Annotated in this window: 22 protein-coding genes; 7 read left to right on the forward strand and 15 right to left on the reverse strand. The window is 65.0% G+C overall.

What is annotated here, in order from left to right:
* Window position 1: 1 nt before the first annotated feature.
* The 9 genes from narI to echA20 all read right to left on the reverse strand — a co-directional run bounded on the left by narI (window position 2) and on the right by echA20 (window position 11,389).
* Window positions 2-745: a respiratory nitrate reductase subunit gamma gene (narI, locus tag AB0876_RS00965; protein WP_526040940.1), complete on the reverse strand. Its 744-nt coding sequence runs from the start codon at window positions 743-745 to the stop codon at window positions 2-4.
* Window positions 742-1,422, reverse strand: coding sequence for a nitrate reductase molybdenum cofactor assembly chaperone (gene narJ / locus AB0876_RS00970; RefSeq protein ID WP_491837710.1), 681 nt, complete (start codon window positions 1,420-1,422; stop codon window positions 742-744). The genes narI and narJ overlap by 4 nt, the downstream gene beginning before the upstream one ends.
* Window positions 1,419-3,023, reverse strand: a complete 1,605-nt coding sequence (gene narH / locus AB0876_RS00975) for a nitrate reductase subunit beta (protein WP_526040941.1) — start codon at window positions 3,021-3,023, stop codon at window positions 1,419-1,421. The genes narJ and narH overlap by 4 nt, the downstream gene beginning before the upstream one ends.
* A gap of 33 nt (window positions 3,024-3,056) precedes the next feature.
* Entirely contained in the window at window positions 3,057-6,689 is a 3,633-nt protein-coding gene (locus AB0876_RS00980; protein ID WP_526041449.1) for a nitrate reductase subunit alpha, read from the reverse strand.
* 471 nt (window positions 6,690-7,160) lie between these two features.
* The gene (locus AB0876_RS00985; protein WP_526040942.1) at window positions 7,161-7,832 is read right to left on the reverse strand and encodes a class I SAM-dependent methyltransferase; all 672 of its coding nucleotides are present in this window, start codon (window positions 7,830-7,832) and stop codon (window positions 7,161-7,163) included.
* A gap of 97 nt (window positions 7,833-7,929) precedes the next feature.
* Entirely contained in the window at window positions 7,930-9,000 is a 1,071-nt protein-coding gene (gene ipdC, locus AB0876_RS00990; RefSeq protein ID WP_064958057.1) for a (3aS,4S,5R,7aS)-5-hydroxy-7a-methyl-1-oxo-octahydro-1H-indene-4-carboxyl-CoA dehydrogenase, read from the reverse strand.
* A gap of 3 nt (window positions 9,001-9,003) precedes the next feature.
* Window positions 9,004-9,753: a cholesterol ring-cleaving hydrolase subunit IpdB gene (gene ipdB, locus AB0876_RS00995; RefSeq protein ID WP_064958056.1), complete on the reverse strand. Its 750-nt coding sequence runs from the start codon at window positions 9,751-9,753 to the stop codon at window positions 9,004-9,006.
* Window positions 9,750-10,637: a cholesterol ring-cleaving hydrolase subunit IpdA gene (gene ipdA, locus AB0876_RS01000; protein WP_491837715.1), complete on the reverse strand. Its 888-nt coding sequence runs from the start codon at window positions 10,635-10,637 to the stop codon at window positions 9,750-9,752. The genes ipdB and ipdA overlap by 4 nt, the downstream gene beginning before the upstream one ends.
* Window positions 10,634-11,389 carry a (7aS)-7a-methyl-1,5-dioxo-2,3,5,6,7,7a-hexahydro-1H-indene-carboxyl-CoA hydrolase gene (gene echA20, locus AB0876_RS01005; RefSeq protein WP_155915618.1) on the reverse strand — a complete coding sequence of 252 codons (756 nt, stop codon included), beginning with the start codon at window positions 11,387-11,389 and terminating at the stop codon, window positions 10,634-10,636. Before echA20 ends, ipdA begins: the two co-directional genes overlap by 4 nt.
* Window positions 11,390-11,448: 59 nt before the next feature.
* Between echA20 and AB0876_RS01010 the strand changes: the two genes are divergently transcribed.
* Both AB0876_RS01010 and AB0876_RS01015 read left to right on the forward strand, forming a co-directional pair.
* Window positions 11,449-12,231 (forward strand): SDR family oxidoreductase, encoded by a 783-nt coding sequence (locus tag AB0876_RS01010; protein WP_491837716.1) that lies wholly within the window; start codon window positions 11,449-11,451, stop codon window positions 12,229-12,231.
* A gap of 21 nt (window positions 12,232-12,252) precedes the next feature.
* Window positions 12,253-13,158 (forward strand): SDR family oxidoreductase, encoded by a 906-nt coding sequence (locus AB0876_RS01015; protein ID WP_064958052.1) that lies wholly within the window; start codon window positions 12,253-12,255, stop codon window positions 13,156-13,158.
* 97 nt (window positions 13,159-13,255) lie between these two features.
* Here the strand turns inward: AB0876_RS01015 and AB0876_RS01020 are convergent, their stop codons facing one another.
* The 6 genes from AB0876_RS01020 to AB0876_RS01045 all read right to left on the reverse strand — a co-directional run bounded on the left by AB0876_RS01020 (window position 13,256) and on the right by AB0876_RS01045 (window position 20,066).
* The gene (locus AB0876_RS01020; RefSeq protein WP_526040943.1) at window positions 13,256-14,551 is read right to left on the reverse strand and encodes a histidine phosphatase family protein; all 1,296 of its coding nucleotides are present in this window, start codon (window positions 14,549-14,551) and stop codon (window positions 13,256-13,258) included.
* A 176-nt stretch (window positions 14,552-14,727) separates the two neighbouring features.
* Entirely contained in the window at window positions 14,728-16,143 is a 1,416-nt protein-coding gene (locus tag AB0876_RS01025; RefSeq protein ID WP_526040944.1) for a histidine phosphatase family protein, read from the reverse strand.
* A gap of 236 nt (window positions 16,144-16,379) precedes the next feature.
* Entirely contained in the window at window positions 16,380-17,852 is a 1,473-nt protein-coding gene (locus AB0876_RS01030; RefSeq protein ID WP_526040945.1) for a histidine phosphatase family protein, read from the reverse strand.
* Between the two features lie 198 nt (window positions 17,853-18,050).
* Window positions 18,051-18,530: a nitroreductase family deazaflavin-dependent oxidoreductase gene (locus tag AB0876_RS01035; protein WP_491837720.1), complete on the reverse strand. Its 480-nt coding sequence runs from the start codon at window positions 18,528-18,530 to the stop codon at window positions 18,051-18,053.
* Between the two features lie 10 nt (window positions 18,531-18,540).
* Window positions 18,541-18,915, reverse strand: a complete 375-nt coding sequence (locus AB0876_RS01040; protein ID WP_491837721.1) for a DUF8021 domain-containing protein — start codon at window positions 18,913-18,915, stop codon at window positions 18,541-18,543.
* On the reverse strand, window positions 18,915-20,066 hold the full coding sequence (locus AB0876_RS01045) for a steroid 3-ketoacyl-CoA thiolase (protein ID WP_491837722.1): 1,152 nt from the start codon (window positions 20,064-20,066) through the stop codon (window positions 18,915-18,917). Before AB0876_RS01045 ends, AB0876_RS01040 begins: the two co-directional genes overlap by 1 nt.
* Before the next feature lie 167 nt (window positions 20,067-20,233).
* Between AB0876_RS01045 and AB0876_RS01050 the strand changes: the two genes are divergently transcribed.
* From AB0876_RS01050 to AB0876_RS01070, 5 genes are read left to right on the forward strand one after another with little or no spacing between them, the layout of a single operon-like run.
* The gene (locus AB0876_RS01050; RefSeq protein ID WP_491837723.1) at window positions 20,234-21,502 is read left to right on the forward strand and encodes a cytochrome P450; all 1,269 of its coding nucleotides are present in this window, start codon (window positions 20,234-20,236) and stop codon (window positions 21,500-21,502) included.
* Between the two features lie 47 nt (window positions 21,503-21,549).
* Window positions 21,550-22,554: an acyl-CoA dehydrogenase family protein gene (locus AB0876_RS01055; protein ID WP_526040946.1), complete on the forward strand. Its 1,005-nt coding sequence runs from the start codon at window positions 21,550-21,552 to the stop codon at window positions 22,552-22,554.
* Window positions 22,554-23,717, forward strand: a complete 1,164-nt coding sequence (gene fadE29, locus AB0876_RS01060; RefSeq protein WP_491837725.1) for an acyl-CoA dehydrogenase FadE29 — start codon at window positions 22,554-22,556, stop codon at window positions 23,715-23,717. The genes AB0876_RS01055 and fadE29 overlap by 1 nt, the downstream gene beginning before the upstream one ends.
* Window positions 23,718-23,731: 14 nt before the next feature.
* Window positions 23,732-24,703 (forward strand): OB-fold domain-containing protein, encoded by a 972-nt coding sequence (locus AB0876_RS01065; RefSeq protein ID WP_526040947.1) that lies wholly within the window; start codon window positions 23,732-23,734, stop codon window positions 24,701-24,703.
* Window positions 24,700-25,110, forward strand: coding sequence for a MaoC family dehydratase (locus tag AB0876_RS01070; RefSeq protein WP_254358683.1), 411 nt, complete (start codon window positions 24,700-24,702; stop codon window positions 25,108-25,110). The genes AB0876_RS01065 and AB0876_RS01070 overlap by 4 nt, the downstream gene beginning before the upstream one ends.
* Window positions 25,111-25,112: the final 2 nt, after the last annotated feature.

Genomic DNA, 25,112 nt, shown 5'->3' on the forward strand with positions numbered 1-25,112 from the left:
CTCACACCCAACGGCTGCGCGGCGGCGGCGCCTGTGGCGTCACCCAAGCCTTGGCGTAGCGGTTCTTCCCGCCCCGCTGCGGATCACGGCTGCGGTAGATCACAAACGGGCGGACCAGATAGCCGATCGGTGCACTGAACATGTGCACCAACCGGGTGTAGGGCCACAAGCCGAGCAGGGCAAGCACTATCAGCACGTGCGCCTGGAACGTCCACGGCGTTTCCGCCATCAACTGCGGTGCCGGATGTAGCGTGAACAGGCTGCGGAACCACGGCGACACCGTCTCGCGGTAGTTGTACGTCGAGAACACGTTGGTCAGGGTGTTCAGCATCCCGGTCGCCAGCGCCCCGACCAGCAGCAGATACATCACCTTGTCGTTGAACGTGGTCGCCGTACGCACCTCCGGGACGGTGACCCGGCGGTAGAGCAGGATCGCCACTCCGGCGACGACGGCCACCCCGGCCACCGACCCCATGCTGACCGACATCAAGTGGTAGACGTGCTCGGAGACACCGACCGCTGAGGTCCACGACTGCGGGATCAGCAGGCCCACGACGTGCCCGCCGATCACCCCGAGCATGCCGAAGTGGAACAGCGGGCTGCCCAGTCGCAGCAGCCTGCTCTCGTAGATCTGCGAAGACCTGGTGGTCCAACCGAACTGGTCGGCCTTGTAACGCCAGATGTGCCCGAGTGCGAACGAGGTGAAGGCGATGTAGGGAAGCGTCATCCACAACACGTTGCTCATCTGGTTCCCCCGGAAGCCATCGGATCCATCGCAAACGGGTCCAGACCGACATCCTCATCGGGCGGGCCCTCGGCGGCGAGCTGCGCGATACGGCGGCGATCGGCACTGTTCACCGGCGGCAGTGTGGAAAGGACGGCGGCCAGCAGCCCGGCGTAGTAGGACCCGTTGTCCTGCAGGGACAGCCGCAACAGTTCGAGTACCGGGACGTGTTCGGCGAGCAGCCGCTCTCCGTGGACTTGATCGACCGTCGCGGCGAACTCGAGCACCATGGGCAGGTAGTCGGGGAGCTCGGAATTCTCCAGGTCGCCGACCTCCAGACCCGCCTGTCGGTAGGCGTGCTTGAATCGCAGCAGGGCCATGCCGCGTTTGCGGGTGTCGCCGTAGGCGTAGTAGGTCAGATGCAGGCTGCTGCGCCGCTGCATGTCGAATGTCTCGACATAGTTCGACGCACGCCGCATCGGGTCTGTCTCGCTGAACTGCTGCAGGAACTCCGTCAGCGGCAGCCGAGCCGACTCCGGCAGTTCCGCTGTGGCATCGGCAAGTTGGTCGACGAGATCGGCCGTCTCGGTCGTCGGGTAGTCGAGCAAGAGCGCAGCGATGCGCCACACCAGACGCTGCTGGCGCTCGGACAGGGCGGAACCTGTACCTGTTCTGCGGCCGAGGGTGAGTAGCTTCATGTCGTCGGCAACAACCCGTCTGTGCTCCGCCCGTCCCAGTTGAGCAGGTTGACCCGCGTCGGATCACCCTGTGGAACAGCGTCATTGGTGTTGGTCAGGTGGAACTTGTCCACCATGGTGTCGTACGCGGTCATTCCCGGACCGCCGTCGCCGTCCAGGCTGCAACCGGTGGCCAGGGCGTCGAGGCGGTGGGCATCCGACCCGGCCCCGGTCGGGATGACATATCGGTCCTGATACTTGGCGATGGCCAACAGCCGGTACATCGCCTCGATCTCATCGCCACTCAACCGCACCGAATCCGGGATGGTCTCGTCGAACTCTTCTCCGAGATTGGCCGCCCGCATGTAGGCGCGCATGGCCGCCAGTCGTTGCAGGGACGCCCGGACGGGGCCGACCTCACCCGCGGTGAACAACTCGGCGAGGTACTCGACCGGGATGCGCAGGGTGTCGATGGCGCCGAACAGGTTGTTCTTGTTCTCGCCGTCGTGGCCGGTTTCCTTCAGGATGTCCACGACCGGCGACAGCGGCGGCACGTACCAGACCATCGGCATGGTCCGGTACTCCGGATGCAGGGGGAGGGCCACCTGGTAGTCGACGATCAACCGGTAGACCGGTGAGTTCTGCGCCGCTTCAATCCATTCGGGGGAGATGCCGGCCCGTTCGGCTTCGGCGACCACGCGAGGGTCATGCGGATTGAGGAAAACGCCGAGCTGTGACGGGTAGAGATCCTTGTCGTCGGTGACCGATGCGGCCTCCAGCACCGCGTCCGCGTCGTAGAGCATCACGCCGATGTAGCGGAGCCGTCCGACACAGGTCTCCGAGCACACGGTGGGGATACCGACCTCGACGCGCGGATAGCAGAACGTGCACTTCTCGGCCTTGCCGGTCTTGTGGTTGAAGTAGATCTTCTTGTACGGACACCCGGTGACGCACTGTCGCCAGCCTCGGCACTTGTCCTGATCCACCAGCACGATGCCGTCTTCGGAGCGCTTGTAGATGGCGCCGGAGGGACACGCTGCGGCGCAGGCCGGGTTGAGGCAGTGCTCACAGATCCGAGGCAGGTAGAACATGAAGGTCTGCTCGAACTCGAGCTTGACCTTGTCGGATATCTCGGCGACCTTGGCCAGCAACGGATCCCGGCCCACCTGCTCCGGACCGCCGCCCAGGTCGTCGTCCCAGTTGGCCCCCCAGGTGACCTTGGTGTCGCGACCGGTGATCAGCGACTTGGGTCGTGCCACGGGCGTGGTGTCCATGGCCGGCGCCGACAGGAGGTTCTCGTAGTCGTATGTCCACGGGTCGTAGTAGTCGGACACCGTGGGCAGGTCCGGGTTTGCGAAGATGTTCAGCAGTCGCTTGAACCGGGAGCCGGACTTCAGGGTGAGCTTGCCGCGCTTGTTCAGCGTCCAGCCGCCCTTCCAGCGCTCCTGGTCCTGGTACTGCCGCGGATAGCCCTGTCCGGGGCGGGTTTCCACATTGTTGAACCACACGTACTCGACACCGCTGCGGTTGGTCCAGGCCTGCTTGCACGTGACACTGCAGGTGTGGCAGCCGATGCACTTGTCGAGGTTCATCACCATCGCCAACTGAGCCATCACCCTCATTGGTCCACTCCGCAAGCTTCGTGTCCGGTCATATCAGTACTCCACATCCTGCGAACGGCGACGAATCGTGGTGACCTCATCGCGTTGATTTCCGGTGGGCCCGTGGTAGTTCAGGGCGAAGGACTGCTGCGCGTACCCGCCGATCAGGTGGGTGGGTTTGATCATGATCCGGGTCAGCGCATTGTGGATTCCGCCGCGTTTGCCGTTCTTCTCGGTGCGCGGCACGTCGACGGCCTTGTCCTGGGCGTGGTACATGAACACCAGACCCTCGGGCATGCGGTGGCTGACGATGGCGCGGGCATTCACCACGCCGTTGCGGTTGGTGCACTCGATCCAGTCGTTGTCCTTGACTCCGATCTTGGCGGCGTCCACGTCCGACATCCAGATGCACTGGCCGCCGCGGGACAGCGTCAGCATGTACAGGTTGTCCTGGTACGCAGAGTGAATCGACCACTTCGAGTGCGGGGTCAGGTAGCGCACCGTGATGCCGCCACTCGTATCGCCGACCTTGGGTTCGTTGAAGAGCGCCGTCATGTCCAGCGGTGGCCGGAACGTGGGCAGTTGCTCGCCGAGCTCACTCATCCAGTCGTGGTCCAGATAGAAGTGCTGCCGGCCGGTCAGCGTGTGCCACGGCTTGAGCCGCTCGGTGTTGATGGTGAAGGGGGAGTAGCGTCGGCCGCCGGTCTCCGAGCCGGACCATTCCGGCGAGGTGTTGACCGGAACCGGCCGGGCCTGGGTGTCGGCGAACGTGATCCGCTTGCCTTCGCTCTCCTTGGCCAGGTCGACCAGTTCGGTTCCGGTGCGCCGCTCCAGCGCCTCGAAACCCTCGACGGCCAGGCGCCCGTTCGTCGTGCCCGACAGCGCGAGGATGGCCTCGGCGGCGTGGGTGTCCTTGGCCAACGATGGGCGTCCGATCGCGACACCGCTGACCACCGCGCCGTTGACGCCGCGCAGGTACTCGACCTCGGCGTCCGGGTGCGTGGTCACACCCTTGGTGGTGAGACCGACGGTTTCTACCATCGGCCCCAGGGCCGCCATCTTCTCGGCGACGGCCGGATAGTCGCGGTCCACCATGATCAGCCGGGGCATCGTTTTGCCGGGAATCGGTTCGCACTCACCGGCTTTCCAGTCCAGCACGCGACCGCCGGGCTGCGCGGTGGCGTCGGCGCTGTCGTGCTGCAGGGGCATGGCCACGATGTCCTTGCGCTTGCCGAGGTGCTTCTCGGCCAGCCAGGAGAAGCCGCGGGCGATGCGGTGGAACGCATCGAAATCGGTCTTGGTCTCCCACGGCGGTGAGATCGCCGGCGAGAACGCGTGGACGAACGGGTGCATGTCGGTACTGGACAGGTCGTGCTTCTCGTACCAGGTGGCGGCGGGTAGCACGATGTCGGAGAACAGCGTCGTGCTGGTATTGCGGAAATCCAGGGACAACAGCAGATCCAGCTTGCCCACCGGCGCCTCGTCGCGCCAGCGCACCTCTTGCGGGCGGATACCGTCCTCATCGCACGCGGCGACCGCGGAGTCGGTGCCGAGCAGGTGCTTGAGGAAGTACTCGTTGCCCTTGGCCGACGACCCCAGCAGATTCGACCGCCACACCGTCAGACAGCGCGGAAAGTTCTCCGGAGCGTCGGGATCCTCACAGGCGAACTGCAGATGGCCCGATTTCAGCCCGTCCACAACGTATTCGGCGGCATCCTTGCCCATCCGGGTCGCCTCGTCGGCCAGATCCAGCGGGTTGCGGTTGAACGTGGGGTAGCTCGGCATCCAGCCGAGCCGGCTGGCCAGGGCGATACTGTCCGCGACTGTGCGGCCCGCGAACCGACCCTCGGCCAGCGGTGAGGCCATCACCTCCGAGGTGAACGGGTCGTATCGCCACTGATCGGTCGCCAGGTACCAGAACACGGTGCCCTGCATCTGCCGCGGTGGCCGCTGCCAGTCCAGTCCGAACGCCAGGGTGGCCCAACCGGTGACGGGACGGCACTTCTCCTGCCCGACGTAATGTGCCCAGCCGCCGCCGTTGACGCCCTGGCAGCCGGTGAGCATGACCAGGGTGAGGAACGACCGGTAGATCTGGTCGGAATGGAACCAGTGGTTGGTGCCCGCGCCCATGAGGATCATCGAGCGGCCCTTCGAACGTTCGGCGTTGTCGGCGAATTCGCGGGCGATGCGCTCGGCGGCCTGGGCGGGCACGCCGGTGATCTCTTCCTGCCACGCGGGGGTGTAGGGCTCGGAGGCGTCGTCGTAGCCGGACGGCCACTGCCCGTCAAGGCCGTCGCGGGCCACCCCGTACTGCGCCAGCATCAGGTCGAAGACCGTCGTCACGCGGTGTCCGGCAACGATTCTGGTGGGCACGCCGCGCTCCAGGACGCCGGGCTTGTCGCTGTCGAACCGGGGAAGCGCGACCGTGGCGGTGCCGTCGTGGTTGCCTAGCAGGGTCAGCATCGGGTGGACACCCTGGAGGTCGAGGTTCCAGTGGCCCTCGCCCGACGCGGTGAACCGGTGCCCGAGTGAGCCGTTCGGCACCACGGGCCGCCCGGCCTGGTCCAGGAGGACGGTTTTCGACTCGGCGGCTTCGGTGTCCGCGTACTCACCGCCGAGATCGGCTGCCGTGAGGAACTTTCCGGGCAGCACCCGGCCGTCGCGCTCGGTGAGGGTGACCAGAAACGGGAGGTCGGTGTACTTCTTGACGTAGTCGGTGAAGTAGGGCGTCTGCCTCTCGACGAAGAATTCCTTGAGGATGACGTGCCCCATCGCCATCGCGAGGGCGGCGTCGGTACCGGGGTGGGCCGGTAGCCACTCGTCGGCGAACTTGGTGTTGTCGGCATAGTCCGGTGACACCACGACCACCTTCTGGCCGCGGTACCGGGCCTCGGTCATGTAGTGCGCGTCCGGAGTTCGGGTGACGGGGACGTTGGATCCCCACATGATCAGGTAGCCCGCGTCGAACCAGTCGGCCGATTCGGGCACGTCGGTCTGGTCCCCGAACACCTGAGGGGAGGCCACCGGCAGGTCGGCGTACCAGTCGTAGAACGACAGCATCGACCCGCCGAGCAGCGAGATGAACCGGGCGCCGACGGCGTGGCTCACCATCGACATCGCCGGGATCGGCGAGAAGCCGGCCACGCGGTCCGGTCCGTACTTCTTGACGGTGTGGACGTGAGCGGCGGCGGCGATCTCGGCGGCCTCCCACCACTCGGCGCGGACGAATCCGCCCTTGCCGCGGGCGGACTTGTACCGCTTCGACTTCTCCGGGTCCTCGACGATGTCGGCCCAGGCCAGCACGGGGTCCTTCAGCCGCTCCTTGGCCTCACGGTAGTACTCCAGTAGCACGCCCCGGACGTAGGGATAGCGAACGCGCGCAGGCGAATACGTGTACCACGAGAACGACGCGCCGCGCGGGCATCCCCGCGGCTCGTACTCGGGTTTGTCGGCACCGACCGACGGGTAGTCGGTCTGCTGTGACTCCCAGGTGATCACGCCGTCCTTGACGTAGATCTTCCATGAGCAAGATCCGGTGCAGTTGACGCCGTGGGTCGATCGCACCACTTTGTCGTGCGCCCAACGGTCGCGGTAGAAGTCGTCAGCCGAGCGGCCGCCGATCTTGTGCAGGGTTCGCTGATCCTCGGAGATCTCGCCGCGGTGAAAGTATTTGCCGATTCGCAGCAAAGCATCACCGGGTGTTGTACCGCCTGCACGTGAATCGACCACGAAACCTCCCTGGACGCTGTTGATTCATGAGCGTAGGGCCGTGGCGGAGGGCATCAAAAGAACGCACGAGGGGTTGCTGACCCCTGTGAAATTGCGTTAACGCACAAGTCATTTCACGGGAACGCGGCAGTCATATGACGATTCACCGACGACGTGGTGCTTGCGGCTTTCACCAGCGGATACGGCGGGAATCTCCACCGAAGGCAGGCGACTGGTCGCAGCGGAATCAGGCCCGCGGGTCCCGCGCGGGCCCGGATGATTTTTCACCCCGGTAACAATCGGCGAGATCGGTGCCCGGGACCGTCGCCACTCGGTGGTTCGATGCCGATCCGGCGTCGTTACTCCGACACGGACAGTGCGGAGAACGTATCCGACCCTCGGCTGAGACCGTTCGGATGGCAAACGCAGTGATGGCGTCTGCGGTCCGGTTCAACCGGGTTTCGTCCAAGAGATCGTGTGCCGGAAGGCCAGCCGACGGCGCATCTTCGCGCCGGGCATGACGCGGTCGACGATCGCTCCAAGCTCGTCGAAGCTGAGCTGGGGATCGCGGACAGGGAACGGGGGAGGTTTCGGACCACCTGGGACCGGCCGCGGGTGTTTGATCAGGCCGATGAGCGGGTTGGTCACCGCAGAGGCCAGATCCCATGCGGTATCCGGGATCGAGACCGGGGCAGCAAGCCCGACAACCAGGAATCGACCGCCGGGAGCCAACAGCCTCTTGACCTCGATCAGCGCTCGCTCGACATCGAGGTGATGCAGCACCGCCACCATGGTGATCAGATCGACGGGCCCGTCGAGTTGGTCGAGTCGGCCGGCGTCGATCGTGACATTGGTCAGACGGGCACATCGCCGGGCCGCTTCGGCGCGCATGCCCGCGTCGGCATCCGTCCCGTGGACCTGGCTGAACCGGGCGGCAAGTTTGGCCACCAAAGCGCCCTGACCGCAGCCGATGTCCACAGCTGTTGCCCGGTGCGCGGGCAGGTTCGCCAGAATCCAACCGTGGAAATGGTCGTTGTGACTCCACGGGTGTCTGCTGTTGAAGTTGTGCAGTCCCTCGACGACGCGGCGGGCCACCGGATGCTCGATGAGACGGATGTTCATACCTCCACTGTGCCGGGGTTCTGAAGTCCGTCAATGCGAAGCGCCCCCTTCTCTCCGATGAGAAGGGGGCGCTACTACGTCTGCTCGCTCAGGCGAGTTACTGGATGTAACCCGACGCGGACTGCAGGTGTGCGACGGCGTCATCGACGATCTTCTCGACCAGTTCGGCGCACGACGGCAGGTCGTTGATGATGCCCGCGACCTGTCCCGAGGCCAGCACACCGGCACCGGTATTGCCCTCCACCAGACCGGCTTTGAGCAGCATCGGGGTGTTCGCCGCCATCACGACCTGCGACCAGGTGAGCTCCTTGCCGTGCCGCATGGCCAAGCCGTCCTTCACCATCGACAGCCACGTCATACCGGAGAGCTTCTTGAACTTCTGGGCGTTGCCGATCGCAGCGGCGAAACCGCGTGCTCGCGAACCGCTCTCGAGCTTCTCCACCAAACCGGTGCGCAACACCCGGTGCGGCATGCCGTCCACACGGGTGGACACCACAGTGCCGTCCAGCGCGGCCTGCAGGTAACGCTCCTTGACCGCGTCGGGGACGGTCGAATCCGAGGTCAGCAGGAACCGCGTACCCATCGCCACGCCGGCCGCACCGTAGGACAGCGCGGCAGCCAGGCCGCGTCCGTCGAAGAAACCGCCGGCCGCGATGACCGGCATACCGGTGTCCTTGACCGCATCGAGAACCGACGGCAGCAGCAGCGTGGTCGCGACGGGACCGGTGTGGCCACCGCCCTCACCGCCCTGCACGATCACCGCGTCAGCACCCCAGCCGGCCACCTTCTTGGCGTGCTTGGCCGCACCGACCGACGGGATCACCACGACGCCCGCGTCTTTGAGCTTGGCGATCAGCTCGGGCTTCGGAGCCAGAGCGAAGGAGGCGACTTTGACTCCTTCGCGGATCAGGAGGTCCACGCGCGCACCGGCATCGCCCGCATCGGCCCGCATATTGATGCCGAAGGGTTTGTCGGTGGCGGCCTTGACCTTGGTCACGGCGGTCTGGAGCTCTTCGAGCGTCATCGTCGCCGACGCCAGGATGCCCAGCCCGCCGGCGTTGGAGGTTGCGGCGACCAGACGTGCACCGGCCACCCAGCCCATTCCCGTCTGTACGACGGGATGCTCGATGCCGACCAGTTCGGTCAGCGGAGTCTTGAGCTTGCCCATTCTTTAGACCTTGACCTCTTTGTCGCGCAGCGACTTCGGATCGATGACCTCACGCAGCAGGGTGAGCTCCTCTTCGGTGGCCAGCCGGCTGGTCTCGGCTTCCTCCAGACCGTGCACCTCGAAGGAGGTGTTGTCGGCCACCTGGTCGGCCTCCACGCCGGGGTGCAGCGACACCGCGCGCATCTGGTGGTCGGGACCGTTGAAGTCGAACACGCCCAGGTTGGACACCACGCGGTAGACGTTGGCGAACCGGTAGGCCGGGTTCTCCGGATCGATCTTGTCCCAACCGATTCCGGAGACGATGTCCACCGAGTCGCAGAACACCCGCTTGGTGTGGTTGCCGACGAAGTAGCTCGTGGCGTGGTTGATGCTGTTGCCGGGCGCGCCGCGGACACCGAACATCTGCCGGGTGGGGTGCTGGATCGGACCGAACGCCGACAGGTTCTGGTTGCCGTAGCGGTCGATCTGGTTGGCACCCATCACCACGTGGCGCTTGCCCCAGGCCAGGGTCTCGAAGACCCGGTTGAACGGCATCCAACCCTCGACGGCGAAGGGTGCGCCGATCGCCGGGGTATCGGCCAGGATCCGGGCCTCACCGTCGGTGAGCACGATGTCGGGGGAGAAGGTCAGCCGGGCCAACCGGGCACCGATCTGGACGACGGTGGTCATCGGGCTGGCCATGATCTCGCCGGCGTCGCGGAACAGCTCGGCGCAGGCGACGGCGCACACCTCGGCACGGGTCACGGCAATCACTTGCTGGCCTCCTGATCTTCCTTGAACTTCCGGACCGCAGCTTGGTAATCGGCCTCGCTACCGGACAGATATGTCTTGACGAACTCGGCCCAGGTCTCGTCGGAGCCTGCGGCCTCGGCGTAGTGGCGCTGGAACTTCTCGTCGCGTCGGTAATCGGGCTCGTTGGTGGTGAAGTGCGCACCGTTGGGGGCCTCGACCACAGAATCGACCATCATCCGGTTGATCAGCAGGGCCTGTGTCGGAACGGCCTTGACCAGCTCCTCGGTGGACACCACGCGCTCGACCGACAGGAAGCGGCGCTGAGCCGACATCAGGAAGAGATCATCGAAGTACGGGTCGATACCGGTGTAGGCCGCATTGCCCTGGGCGTCACCGAGATTCATGTGCACGAAGGCCGCGTCGAGGTTCAGCGCGGGCATCGCGATCAGTTCCTCGTAGGCACCGTCGGTCTCATACGGCGACTTCACGGTCTTGAGCTCGTCGCCCCAGAAGGTGCGGACGTCGCTGCCCAGTCCGGCGCGGATCGGCAGGAACGGCAGCCGCTGGGCGGCAGCCTGCAGGCCGCAGCGCAGCATGCCCTCGTCCATCTCGCGGGCCTCGATCGCACCGGTGGTGCGGGCCTTGGCGAACCAGGGGTCGTAGAACGGCGGCGAGTCCAGCGATACGAAGCCGTAGTAGACGCGCTTGACCTTGCCGGCCGAACACAGCAGGCCCAGATCCGGCCCGCCGTAGGTGACGACGGTCAGGTCCTTGACGTCGGTACGCAGCAGTGCGCGCACGAACGCCATCGGCTTGCGTCGCGAGCCCCAGCCACCGATGCCGATGGTCATGCCGCTTTCGATCGAGGCGACCGCCTCGTCGAGAGTTGTTCGCTTGTCGCTCATTTGGATCCCTTCTCGGTGCCGGCGAAGGCGTCGCGGTGCTCGTCGGACACACCGGACAGGTTGAGTTCGAAGGTGAAGCCCTGCTCCATCCGGTAGCGCGCGTTCACGGGCTGCACGTCGATGAAGTTCAGTGCCTCCTTGGCCGCCCGGATCACCCGGGTGTCCTTGCTGGCGATGTCGCGGGCGACGCGCAGTGCGGCCTCGTCGAGTTCCTCGCGGGGCACGACCTCGTGGACCGAACCGAAGTGGTGCAGCGTCTCGGCGGGGACGGTAGCAGCGGTGAAGAACAGCCGGCGCATCAGGTGCTGGGGGACCAGGCGGGACAGATGGGTGGCGGCGCCGAGCGCACCGCGCTCCACCTCGGGGAGGCCGAACTTGGCGTCGTCGGAGGCCACGATCACGTCGGCGTTACCGACCAGGCCGATTCCGCCGCCGACGCAGAATCCGTTGACCGCTGCGACGACGGGGACCTCGCACTCGTACACGGACTTGAACGCGTGGTAGCAGCCGCGGTTGGCGTCGATGAGTGCGGAGAAGCCCTCGGTGTTCTGCATTTCCTTGATGTCGACGCCGGCGTTGAAGCCACGGCCCTCGGCCCGCAGGATCACCACGTGGGTGCTGCGGTCGCGGCCTGCCGCGGTGATCGCGTCGCCGAGTTCGAACCAGCCGGCCGACGGGATGGCGTTGACGGGCGGGTAGTTGACGGTGACCGAGACGATGCCCGGCTCGACTGTCTTGGTGGTGATCGTCATCAATCCACTTCCTGGAGGGGTCGCTACCTAAGCAAGCACTTGCTTGGTACGCTAGCACAGTGACCGATACGCCAGAAGCTGGTGCCATCAATTTGGGTTTGACCGGCAAGGTGGTCCTGGTGACCGGTGGGGTGCGAGGGGTTGGCGCTGGAATCAGCGCGGTTTTCGCCGGTCAGGGCGCCACCGTGGTGACCTGCGCACGCCGCCCGGTCGAGGGGCTGCCCTACGAATTCCACAGCTGCGACATCCGGGATGACGATTCGGTGGCCAGGCTCATCGAGGCCGTCGTGGCCAAGCACGGTCGCCTGGACGTCGTCGTCAACAACGCCGGTGGCTCGCCCTACGTGCTGGCCGCCGACGCGTCGGCGAAGTTCAGCACCAAGATCATCGAGCTCAACCTGATCGGCGCGCTCTCGGTGTCCACCCATGCCAACGCAGTGATGCAGAAGCAGGACTCCGGCGGCGCCATCGTCAACATCTCCAGCGTCAGCGGCCACCGGCCCACCCCGGGGACCGCCGCGTACGGTGCGGCGAAGGCGGGTATCGACAACCTCACCTCGACGTTGGCCGTCGAGTGGGCGCCCAAGGTCCGGATGAACTCGGTGGTGGTCGGCATGGTCGAGACCGAACAATCCGAATTGTTCTACGGCGACGCCGACTCGATCGCTGCCATCTCGCGGAATGTGCCGCTGGGACGGCTTGCCAAACCGGCCGATATCGGCTGGGCCACAGCGTTTTTGTCGTCCGCGGCCGCCTCGTATATCAGTGGGGCCACGCTGGCAGTGCACGGTGGCGGCGAGCCACCGCACTACCTGTCCACGACGACCGCTGACATCAAGTAATTCGAAAAAGGAGAAATCACAATGGGATTGCTCGACGGCCGCGTGGTCATCGTGACGGGCGCCGGCGGCGGTATCGGGCGTGAGCACGCGCTCGCGTTCGCCGCAGAAGGTGCCCGCGTCGTGGTCAACGACATCGGGGTCGGCCTGGACGGTTCGCCGGCCGGCGGCGGGAGCGCCGCGCAGAATGTGGTCGACGAAATCGTCGCTGCCGGAGGCGAAGCCGTGGCCAACGGTTCGAACGTCGCCGACTGGGGCCAGGCCGAGGCCTTGATCCAGCAGGCTGTCGACACCTACGGCACGCTCGACGTCCTGGTGAACAACGCCGGCATCGTGCGGGACCGGATGTTCGCCAACGCCACCGAGGAAGAGTTCGACGCCGTCACCGCCGTGCACCTCAAGGGGCACTTCGCCACCATGAAGCACGCCGCCGCGTACTGGCGGGCCAAGTCCAAGGCTGGCGAGACCGTTGACGCGCGCATCATCAACACCAGCTCCGGTGCCGGTCTGCAGGGCAGCGTCGGGCAGGCCACCTACAGCGCGTCCAAGGCCGGCATCGCCGCGCTGACGCTGGTTGCCGCAGCCGAGATGGGCCGCTATGGCGTCACCGCGAATGCCATTGCACCTTCGGCCCGTACTCGCATGACCGAGACCGTGTTCGCCGACATGATGGCCACCCAGGACGACGCGTTCGATGCCATGGCTGCGGAGAACATTTCGCCGCTGGTGGTGTGGCTGGGCAGCGTCGAGTCGAAGGACGTCACCGGCAAGGTGTTCGAGATCGAGGGCGGCAAGGTCCGCGTCGCCGAGGGCTGGGCCCACGGACCGCAGATCGACAAGGGCGCGAAGTGGGATCCCGCTGAGCTGGGCCCGGTCGTCAATGACCTGCTGGCCAAGGCCCGCCCCGCGGTTCCCGTCTACGGCGCCTGAGTTCTCTCGCCGAACAGTCACAAAACTGCCCCAAACCTGAAGTGGTCCCCGAAAGTTGGACACTGACGTTTGGGGCAGTTTTGCGTCTGCTCGCGGGTTAGGCGGCGGCCTTCTCGCCGGCTTTGGCTGCGGTCGTGGCCTTCTTGACGGCCTCACCGATCTTGCGGGCCGACGGCGAGACCTGCTCGCGAGCGTCCTCGACGGCAGCCTTCACCTTGTCGCTGGAGCGCTTCAGCGCCTTCGCGACTCCGGGTGCAGCCTTGTTGCCGTTGCTGAGATCCGTTGCGCCAGAACGTGCTTTGAGCTTGGACTTGATCTCGGATACGACAGGTTTCGCGGGCGAGGCGACCTGTTGGGTAGTGGTGCTCGCTGCGGCCTCGGCGCTGTCCACGGTGTCCTCCGTGGTCGCCTTGGCGCTCTCGATTCCCGACGACACCTTCTCGGGTAATTCGCTCTCTTTCTTCGGGATTGCTTTGTCGATGCGTTTGACGATCTCCGCGGTGATCGCGCGGTTGAACTTGGTCACGGAGAAGCTGGCATCGGCCAGGCCGCGGTTGATCGCGGTGGCGACAGCGGCCGGATCACGGGTTTCGAAGGACTGCACGACACCATCTGCGGCCTGCTGCAGCTGCCTCGACAGCGTGCGCAGCTGTCGGAAGGCCTCGACCCGGAATGGGGTTTCCGGGCCGATTTCGGTGCCGTTCCAGTTGACGACGCGCCAGCCGTCCTCGGGATTGCCCTCGACCACCACGTAACCGGTATTTCGCAGTGGATTGGTCATCAGCCACATCGGATCCGCATTTTCTGCGTTCAGGAAAACCCAGAACATGATCGCGCCGCCGTGCGAGAATGCGGCGACATTTCGATCACCGTTGTCGTACATCGTCTGAATTGCGCCATCCATGCGGGCATCGAATTCCCGGCCATTGATCGAGCCCGGGATCCGGGCATCCAGGTCGCCCTGCAACCATTTCAGTGGGGCTTGAAGATAGCCCTTGACGGCATCGGATTCGGGCGTGCCCTCATAAATCCCGGCCTCGATCTCCTGCAGACCGGGAAGGACCTGGATCGGAAGGCCCAGATACTCCGCCATCGGTGCCGCGGTCAGTTGGGTCCGGACCATCGTCGAGGCGTAGATCGCGTCATAGTTGTTGTCGCCCAGCGCTTTGACGATGTCGTGAGCCTGTTGCTGACCCTTCTCGGTAAGAACGGGTCCCGGGACTGAAGAGTCGGCCACGTTCGCCGCATTCGCTGTCGATTCTCCATGGCGGATGAACGTGATGCGCATGACTTCCGCCGCGTGGGCGGCAGGAATCGCCAGAAGAAATGCTAGTAACATCAACCCGACACCGGTAGTTGTCGCTCGGATACCCGAGCGCCTGAGATAACTCATCTTGCTACGTTCCTCCAATCAATGGGCACAGGTGGAGCGAGATGAACGTATGGCCCAATTGTTTGGAATTGTGCAGATGTCCCAGTGTTCGAGACCGGCTGTTGTCTTGTTGATACGAATAAAAAGGGTGCTCCAGATCAATTGATCTGGAGCACCCTCTTGAAAATTCCGATCAATCAGGCGGCGTCCTTCTTGCCGGTGGTGTCGTTGTCGGCACCGGCATTGTCACCGGCGGTCTTGCCGGTCTGGCCGGTGGCCTTCTTGACGGCGTCGCCGAACTTCTTGATCGACGACGACACCCGGTCCTGTGCGTCCTTGACGGCAGTCTGAACCTGCTCGTCGGTACGGCTGACCGACTTCGTGACGCCGGGCAGCGCCTTGTTGCCGTCGGACAGGTCGGTCGCCCGCGGCTTGACGATGCCGTCGACAGCAGTCTTCAGCTTCGACTTCGCCCGCGAGATGGGTGCAGAATCAGCGGGTTTTGTGGTGTCCGAGACGCTCTCCGGAGCCGACTGAACCTTCTGCTCGACGCTGTCGGTGGTGGCGTTCAGTGAGGTCTTGATGTTCTCGACCCCGGTGGACACCTTGTCCTGCACATCGTCGGCGTCCGTCGGGATCGCCTTTGAGATCCGCTTGATGATCTCGGCGTTGATCGCGCGGTTGAACTTGGTGACCGAGAAGGTCGCGTCGGCGACGCTGCGGTTGATCGCTGTCGCGATGGTCACGAAGTCACCGGTCTTGAAGGCCTCCGTGACCTGATCGGCGGCGGCGGTCAATTGGCGGGTCAGCGTGCGGAGCTGGAGTTTCGCTTCGTATCCGAAGGTTCGTTCCGGGCTGAACTGCTGGCCGTTCCAGTTCACCAGGGTCCAGCCGTCCTCGTTGTTGCCCTCGATCACGACGTAATCGGTGTTGTCCAGCTGAGCTGTCTGCAGCAGCTGGAGCTTCTGCATCACGGTGAGGTTGTTCACGTTCATCAACGTCCAGAACATGATGGTGCCGCCGTGCGAGAACACCACGGCGTTGCGGTCGCCGTTGTCGTACATGGTCTGCAGAGCGCCCCGGACGCGTTCGTCGAAAACGTATCCGTTGAGATTGGTACCGGGCATGTACGTGCTCTTGTCGAACGGGATCTGCGGGATGACGCCCGGGAGCGCCCATGCGATCGGATACAACCCGTACCCGCCGGCAGCATTCGCCTCCGGCGTGCCCTCGAAGACGCCGGCCTCGATCTCCTGCAGGCCGGGGAGCACCTGGATCGGGAGGCCGAGGCGCTGTGACATCGGTGCGGCGGTCAGCTGCGTGCGCACCATCGTCGATGCATAGATCGCGTCGTAGTTGTTGTCGCCCAGCAGGTCGGCCACGTCCTTGGCCTGCTGCTGACCCAGCGGCGTCAGCACCGGGCCCGGAGTCTTGGTGTCGATCAAGCCGGAGGCATTGCCCTCCGACTGGGCGTGACGCACGAACGTCACGCGCATGACCTCGGCGGCGTTGGCGACTGGCATCGCCAGGAAGAACGCGAGGAATGCCAGGCCGACACCCCCTAGGAGTTTTCGGTATCGTGACGCCGGCGCGTCACCTCTGCGGCGGTTCATGTGGTTCCTCCGTTGCGGCTGTGTGGATTTCACGTGACCTGCCGGTGACGGTTCGCTGGCCGGCCAGATAGATTGTCTGACCGTCTGCTGTGAGGGCGAGCCGTTATCCCATTGCGTGGGAAGATATTTGACAGATTTCTTGCGTGCACTGCAGCCCCGCCGCGGATACGACTGAGCCCCCTCCTCGGTCGAGGAGGGGGACCTGTCGCTTGTATTACGTTGAACTACGGCCTAATTCACGCGGCGTCCTTGGTCTTAGCCTTCGGCTTGGCTGTGCTGTTGTCGGACTTGTCGGCCTTGGTGGGCTTGCCGGCCCCGGTGAGCTTCTTGACCGTCTCACGAGCGTGCTGGGCCGAGGATTCGATGCCGCTGCGCACGTCGTCAGCGGCTCGGTTGATCCGGTCCCGAACCGCGGCGGCGGGCTTGCCCGGCTCTGCCTTGTTGCCGTCGGCGAGCTTGGTGGCGCCGTTGGCCGTACGGACCGCGGTGATCTTGGCCTTGACCGATTCGGCGGTCTTGTCGGGATCGATGGCCTTGTCGACCGTCGATGTGGTGCTCTCGTCGACGTTTTCGACGGGGGCCGTCGTGTTCTCGGCGAGTTCGCTCACGGCCGGAGTGCTACTCTCGCTGACAGCCTTGACAGCCTTCGGGGTGCTGAGCTTCGACACCTGCGTCGTCGACTGGCCCAGTGAGCCCGGGATGCCCGTGATCGCGTTGACGGTGTCGGTCACCGAGTCCTTGACGAACTTGACCCCGGCCTCTGCGACGTCCTGGAGGCCCTGCGCACCGGTGGTCACGATGCCCTGCGCATCCAGCGAGAGAACTGGGATGCGCATGTTGTAGACCGCCTTCTGCGGTGCCACGATCAGGTCGCGCACATTGACGAACATCTGCGTCGGGTAGTCCGCGGGACCGACTGCCTGGCCGGCCCATTCCTTCAGGGTCCAGCTGCCGTCGTCGTTCTTCTCCACGACCACCGTGTCGGTGTTGTTCAGCGGATGCTGCACGATCAGAAGCAGATTCGGGTTGTCGACGTTCATCATCGTCCACATCATGATGGTGGCGCCGTGCGAGAACACCGCGGCGTCGATCTCGCCGTCGCCATTGGTGTCGGTGGTATCCGACTCCACGTCCTCGAGGGCGTTCGTCACGCGCTCGTTGAACTCCAGGCCGTTCTCGCCGCCGGGGATCGGGATGAACTGCAGACCCATGGTCCAGGCCAACGGCGCCAGGATGTAGCCGATGCGGCCGATGCCTTCACTTTCGGGCAGGCCCTCGAAGATGCCGGCACTGATCTCCTGCACACCGGAGTTCCGCTGCGGGCGGTCCGGGTCGAACGCGCCCAGGACCGTGACCGGCAACCCGCGCTTGGCGGCGAACGGCGCTGCGGTCTCCTGGGTGCGAATCATGGTCGAGGCGTAGAGCGCGTCGAACTCGGTGCACTGGGCGGTGGGGCACTGGGCATTGGCCCAGTCGATGGCCTGCTGCTCACCGTTCGGGCCGCCGTTCTGGTTCACCTGACCGTTGGTCAGGTGCGGGCCCGGTGTGCTGGTGTCGATGTATCCGGAGGCGTTGCCCTGGGACTCGGCGTGCCGGATGAACGTCACGGTCATCGCCGCGGCGGGCAGGGTCGCGGCCGCGAACAGAGAACACGCGGTCAGGGTGGTGGCGGCGGCACCGGCAGCCCGGCGTCGAGTGGGTCGTTGCATAGGGTCTCCATCGGTTCACGAAAATGTGGGCTGCCGCTCACTTGGCGTTCACTGTGTGCGCGCTCACAGAACATAATCAAAGAATTGTTCACTCGTCAATTCAGCTACGCACAGTTGCGTAATTGGCCAGTTTCCGGACACCTGGTGAACAAAAAGCGCCCCCGGACAATGTCCGGGGGCGCTGCACGTTCTCGGTGGTCAGGCCGGGTCGCAGATCACGATCGGGATCTTGCGGTCCGTGTAGGAGCGGTAGTTGGCGAAATCGGCGTACATGGCGTCGAGCTTGGGCCAGTACTCGTCGCGCTCGGCATCGGTGGCGTCGCGCGCGGTGAGTTCCAGGGTCTCGTGCTTGGTCTGGAACTTCACCTTCGGGTTGGCCACCAGGTTCAGGTACCACATCGGGTTGGTGGCCCGGCCGCCCTGCGAGGCGACCAGCACGATCCGCTTGCCCTCCTGCAGGAACAGCAGCGGGCTGTCACGTTCCTCGCCAGACTTGCGACCGATCGTTGTCAGGATGCCAACTTCGGCGCCACGCAGGAACTTGTCGCCAAACCGCCCGCCCGTCTTCTTGAAGATCCAGGTCTGGGCGCGCGACATCCACTTGATGGCAGTGCCGGTCGATTTCGCGTTGAGGCGTTCGACCTGTTTGGCGTTCAGCGGGCGAGGGGTGTTGGCCATGCGGTGGACCTTAGCGGCTGAGGAAGGGAGTCAGGGACGCGCGGATGTGATGGATCTGCCCGTCGGATGCCGGGATCAGGAACGTCTCGTCGACGTGTGAGCACACCCGCCACCCGAATAGCCGCGGCTTGGTCAGCACGTCGAACTTGGCGCGGATGTTGTCGCCGTCGACGCTGTACTCGGGCGTTGTCGTCTTCTCGATCAACTTGAACTGCGGACCGTTGTTCAGGCTGCGGCGCAGGTGATCCCCGGAACGGCCCGTCTTCAGACCCATCTCGATGCGGATGCAGTCCGGTGTGAACGGGACTGCATCCGCCCGGTGGCTCACCAGCGCATCGATGTAGGCCTGTGCGGCCGCGATGCGCTCGGCTTCACTGAAGGCCACTAGATGCGCTCGATGATCGTGCCCGTGGACAGCGCCCCGCCGGCACACATGGTGATCAGCGCGGTGCTCTTGTCGGTGCGCTCCAGCTCGTGCAGGGCCGTGGTGATCAGGCGGGCGCCGGTCGAACCGACCGGGTGGCCGAGTGCGATGGCACCGCCGTTGACGTTGACCTTGTCCATGTCGGCGCCGTGCACCTGGGCCCAGGACAGCACGACGGAGGCGAACGCCTCGTTGATCTCGACCAGGTCGATGTCGCCCATCTTCATGCCGGCTTTCTCGAGCACCTTGGCGGTGGACTGCACCGGGCCATCGAGGTGGTAGTAGGTCTCGGCGCCGACGTTGGCCTGGCTGATGATGCGGGCGCGGGGCTTGAAGCCGAGGGCCTTGGCCTTGTCCTCGTCCATCCACAGCACAGCGGCCGCACCGTCGGAGATCTGCGACGACGTACCGGCGGTGTGGATACCGCCCTCCATCACCGGCTTCAGGCCGGCCAGGCCTTCAGCGGTGGTGTCGCGCAGACCCTGGTCGCGGCTGACCGTGTTGAGTTCGGCTGTCGGCTGCTTGTTCTCGTCGATGACCGGCGCCTCGATCGGGGAGATCTCCCGGTCGAAACGACCCTCGGCCCAGGCCTGCTTGGCCTTGAGCTGAGACGCCAGGCCGAGCGCATCCACATCGGCGCGGGTGATGCCGCGGCGCTTGGCGATCCGCTCGGCGGCCTCGAACTGGTTGGGCAGGTCGATGTCCCACGACGCGGCGCGGGCACCGCCGCCGTTGGCGCCGAGGCCGACCCGGCTCATCGCCTCGATGCCGCAGGCGATACCGATGTCGATGGCGCCGGTGGCGATCAGGCCCGCGATCAGGTGGTTGGCCTGCTGCGCGCTGCCGCACTGGCAGTCGACGGTGGTGGCGCCGACGTGCTCGGGCAGCCCGGCGACCAGCCAGGACTGTCGGGTGACGTTGTTGCCCTGCTCGCCGTACTGCGTGACGCAGCCGCCGATGAGCTGCTCGACGCTGCCGGCGTCAATGCCGGCCTTCTCGATGAGGGCTTTCTGGACGGCTCCCAGAAGCTCGGTGGCGTGCAGGCCGGACAACCAGCCGTTGCGCTTGCCGATGGGGCTGCGGGTGGCTTCGACGATGACAGGGTTACCCATGAAGCCAGGCTAGAACACGTTTCATTACTCTGACAAGCGCGGATGCATCACTACCTTTGATCTGCGGTCAAGGCATGTTTCAATGGTCTCAATTGGTACTAGACCACGTTGTTTCAAGCATTGCTGGCTACGCGCACGGCTTGCTACAGACACTAGGAGTAAGACACATGGGCTGCCCCAACATCCCCAAGGATTTCGACTTCCTCGATTCCGAGCTCAACCTCAAGGGCCTGCCGGTCGCCGAACTCGCCGAGCTTCGTAAGGCCGAGCCGGTTCGCTGGGTCGATGTGCCCGGCGGCACCGGAGGTTTCGGCGACAAGGGCTACTGGCTGGTGACCCGGCATGAAGACGTCAAGGACGTCTCCCTGCGCAGTGACGTGTTCTCCAGCGCGATGAACGGCGCGATCCCGGTCTGGCCCCAGGAGATGACCCGCGAAGCGGTCGACCTGCAGCGCGCCGTCCTGCTGAACATGGACGCCCCGCACCACACCCGTCTGCGCAAGATCATCTCCCGTGGCTTCACCCCGCGCGCGCTCTCCCGGCTCGAGGACGAGCTGAACAACCGCGCGCAGCAGATCGCCAAGAACGCCGCTGCCTCCAACTCCGGCGACTTCGTCGAGCAGGTGTCCTGCGAACTGCCGCTGCAGGCCATCGCCGAACTGCTCGGTGTGCCCCAGGACGATCGTGACAAGCTGTTCCGCTGGTCCAACGAGATGACCGCCGGCGACGACCCCGAGTACGCCGACGTCGACCCGGCCATGTCCTCGTTCGAGGTCATCACCTACGCCATGAAGATGGCAGAGGAGCGGGGCAAGAACCCCACCGACGACATCGTCACCAAGTTGATCCAGGCCGACATCGACGGTGAGAAGCTCAGCGACGACGAGTTCGGCTTCTTCGTCATCATGCTGGCCGTCGCCGGTAACGAGACCAGCCGTAACTCGATCACCCACGGCATGATCGCGTTCTCGCAGAACCCCGATCAGTGGGAGCTGTTCAAGAAGGAACGTCCCAAGACCGCCGTCGACGAGATCATCCGGTGGGCGACCCCGGTGTCGGCGTTCCAGCGCACCGCCAGCGAGGACACCGAGATTTCCGGCGTCAAGATCAAGGCCGGCGAGCGCGTGGTCATGTCGTACCGCTCGGCCAACTTCGACGAGACCGTGTTCGACGACCCGTTCACCTTCAACATCCTTCGCGATCCGAACCCGCACGTTGGCTTCGGCGGCACCGGGGCGCACTATTGCATCGGCGCCAACCTGGCCCGCCTGACGATCAACCTGATCTTCAACGCGGTGGCCGACCACATGCCCGACCTCAAGCCGGTCGGGGATCCCGAGCGGCTGAAGTCGGGTTGGCTCAACGGCATCAAGCACTGGCCGGTGGACTTCACGGGCGCGTGCCCGGTGGCCGGCGAGCCGGCAAATCAGGCCTGAGGCCACTGAGTCCGTTTTAACCATCGTTCGGATCAAGGAGGATTCGGGTGGATTTCACACCGAACCCGGAACAGCAGGCCGTCGCCGACGTGGTGACGTCCGTTCTGGAACGCGACAACTCTTGGGATGCACTGGCTTCCGGTGGAGTCGCGGCGCTGGGAGTGCCGGAACGACTCGGCGGTGACGGTCTGGGTCTGCCCGAGCTGTCCACCGCCTTGACCGAGATCGGTCGCCACGGCACCACCGGCCCGGCGCTGGCCACCATCGGCCTGGGGCTGGTCCCGCTGCTCGGCCTGGCCTCGGACGCCCAGCAGGATCGGTATCTGGCAGAGGTTGCCGCGGGCGCTGTGCTTTCCGCGGCGCTGAACGAGCCGGGGCAGTCGCTGCCGGAGCGGCCCGCGGTGAACTTCGCGGACGGCAAGCTCAACGGCACCAAAGTCGGTGTGCCCTATGCCGAGACGGCGAAGTGGCTGCTGGTCACCGCAGACAACGCGGTGGTGGTGGTCTCGCCCACGGCTGACGGTGTGACGGTCACCAAGACCCCGACCGCCAACGCTTCCGACGAATACGTGGTCACCTTCGCCGACGTCGCGATCGACGCCGACGACGTGCTCGAGGGCGCGAGTGCTCACCGGGTCAACCAGCTGGCGCTCGCCGCCACCGGGGCGTTCGCTGCCGGGCTGGTGGCCGGGGCGTTGCGCCTGACCGCCGACTACGTGGCAACGCGTGAGCAGTTCGGCCGTCCGCTGTCGACGTTCCAGACCGTGGCCGCACAGCTGTCCGAGGTCTACATCGCCTCGCGGACGATCTCGCTGTTGTCCACCTCGGTCCTGTGGCGGTTGTCCGAAGGCCTCGACGCTGACGAGGACCTGGCCATCCTGGGCTACTGGTTCACCTCTCAGGCCGCGCCGGCCATGCGGCTGTGCCATCACCTGCACGGCGGTATGGGTATGGACATCACCTACCCGATGGACCGCTACTACTCCTCGATCAAGGATCTGACCCGACTGTTGGGCGGGCAAGCGCATCGCCTCGATTTGGTGGGAGCGTAATGTTCATCGATCTGACCCCTGAGCAGCGTGCGCTGCAAGCCGAACTGCGGGAATACTTCTCGACTCTCATCACGCCCGAAGAGGCCACGGCGATGGAGTCCGACCGGCACAACGAGGCCTACCGTGCGGTGATCAAGCGCATGGGCAGCGACGGCAAGCTCGGCGTCGGCTGGCCCAAGGAGTACGGCGGCCTGGGTTTCGGCCCGGTGGAGCAGCAGATCTTCATCAACGAGGCGAACCGGGCCGACATCCCGCTGCCGATGGTCACGCTGCAGACGGTGGGCCCCACCCTGCAGGCACTCGGCACCGAGGAACAGAAGAAGAAGTTCCTACCCGGAATCCTCGCCGGTGAAGTGCATTTCGCCATTGGTTACTCCGAGCCCGATGCCGGTACGGATCTCGCGTCGCTGCGCACCACCGCGGTGCGCCATGGTGACGAATACATCGTGAACGGCCAGAAGATGTGGACCACCGGCGCGCATGACGCCGACTACATCTGGCTGGCCTGCCGCACCGATCCGACCGCGGCCAAGCACAAGGGCATCTCGATCCTGATTGTCGACACCAGGGATCCCGGCTACTCCTGGACCCCGATCATCCTGTCGGACGGTGCGCATCACACCAACGCCACGTACTACAACGATGTGCGGGTGCCCGCCGACATGCTCGTCGGCGAAGAGAACGGCGGCTGGAAGCTCATCACCACTCAGCTCAACCACGAGCGGGTCGGCCTCGGGCCGGCCGGCCGGATCGCCGGAATCTACGACCAGGTGCACACCTGGGCATCGAAGCCGGGTTCGGACGGCGTCACTCCGATCGAACAGGACGCCGTGAAACGGCTTCTGGGACAGATCAAATCGATCTGGCGGATCAACGAGCTGCTCAACTGGCAGGTGGCGGCCTCGGGCGAGACCATCGCCGTGGCCGACGCCGCGGCCACCAAGGTGTTCTCCACCGAACGGCTGCAGGAAGTCGGCCGGCTGGCCGAAGAGATCGTCGGCGGTTACGGCAACCCGGCCGACTCGGAGACCGCGGAACTGCTGGTCTGGCTGGACAAGATGACCAAGCGCAACCTGGTGATCACCTTCGGCGGTGGCGTCAATGAGGTCATGCGCGAGATGATCGCGGCGTCTGGCCTGCGGGTGCCACGGGTGACCCGGTAGAGCGAAGGGTTGAGATGAGCGCGAATCTGCAGGCCGGCATCGACGAGATCATCGCGGCTGGGCAAAGCAAACCGACGGTGGCCCGGGATCTGGTGAATCAGCCGATGATTCACCACTGGACTGACGCGATCGGCGACAAGAACCCGATCTACGTCGACGCAGAGGCAGCCCGAGCTGCCGGGCATCCCGGCATCGTCGCACCGCCGGCGATGATCCAGGTCTGGACCATGATGGGCCTGGGGCGCACCCGCTCCGACGATGATCCGCTGGGCCGTGCGATGAAGTTGTTCGACGACGCCGGGTATGTCGGCGTCGTGGCCACCAACTGCGACCAGACGTATCACCGTTACCTCGAGCCCGGCGAGCAGGTGGTGATGAGCGCCGAGATCGTCGGCATCGTCGGACCCAAGCAGACCGCGCTGGGTGAGGGTTACTTCATCAATCAGAAGATCCGCTGGCATGTCGGTGACGAGGAAGTCGCCGACATGGACTGGCGCATCATGAAGTTTCTGCCGGCCGGCAAGCAGGCCGCCGATGAAGCCGCCGAAACCTATGAGATCCCAGAAGATCTCGACCCGGACAAGCTGATGCGTCCATCCTCCTCGCGGGACACCAAGTTCTTCTGGGACGGCATCAACGCGCACGAACTGCGGATCCAGAAGCGGCCGGACGGGACGCTGCAGCACCCGCCGGTGCCCGCTGTGTGGGCCGACAAAGATGCCCCGGTCGACTACGTCGTGGCGTCCGGCAAGGGAACGGTGTTCAGCTACGTCGTGCACCATGCCCCGAAGGTGCCCGGACGCAGCCTGCCGTTCGTGATCGCCCTCGTCGAACTCGAAGAGGGCGTCCGGATGCTGGGCGAGCTGCGCGGCATCGCCGCCGATCAGGTGAAGATCGGAATGCCCGTCACCGCAACCTATATCGACTTCCCGGACAGTGAGATCAGCCCGGCCTGGACGTTGTACGCATGGGAGCCCCAAGCATGAGCCTGACTGTTTCCGACGTCCGAGTGGGCACAGCACTCCCCGAACTCAAGATCTACGGCGACCCGACGTTCATCGTCTCGACCGCCATCGCGACGCGCGACTACCAGGATGTGCACCACGACCGGGACAAGGCGCAAGCCAAGGGTTCCAAGGACATCTTCGTGAACATCCTGACCGACACCGGACTGGTCGGCCGGTACGTGACCGACTGGGCCGGGCCGAACGCCGTCATCAAATCGATCAAGCTACGACTCGGAGTGCCGTGGTATGCCTACGACACGATCACCTTCACCGGTGAGGTCACCGAGATCGAGGGCGACCTGGTGAGCCTGAAAGTGGTGGGCAGCAACAGCCTTGGCAACCATGTCATCGCCACGTCCACCCTCACGCTCGGAGGCGCCAAGTGACC

Source organism: Mycobacterium sp. NPDC049093 (assembly GCF_040704635.1).
In the GTDB taxonomy this organism is placed as follows: domain Bacteria; phylum Actinomycetota; class Actinomycetes; order Mycobacteriales; family Mycobacteriaceae; genus Mycobacterium.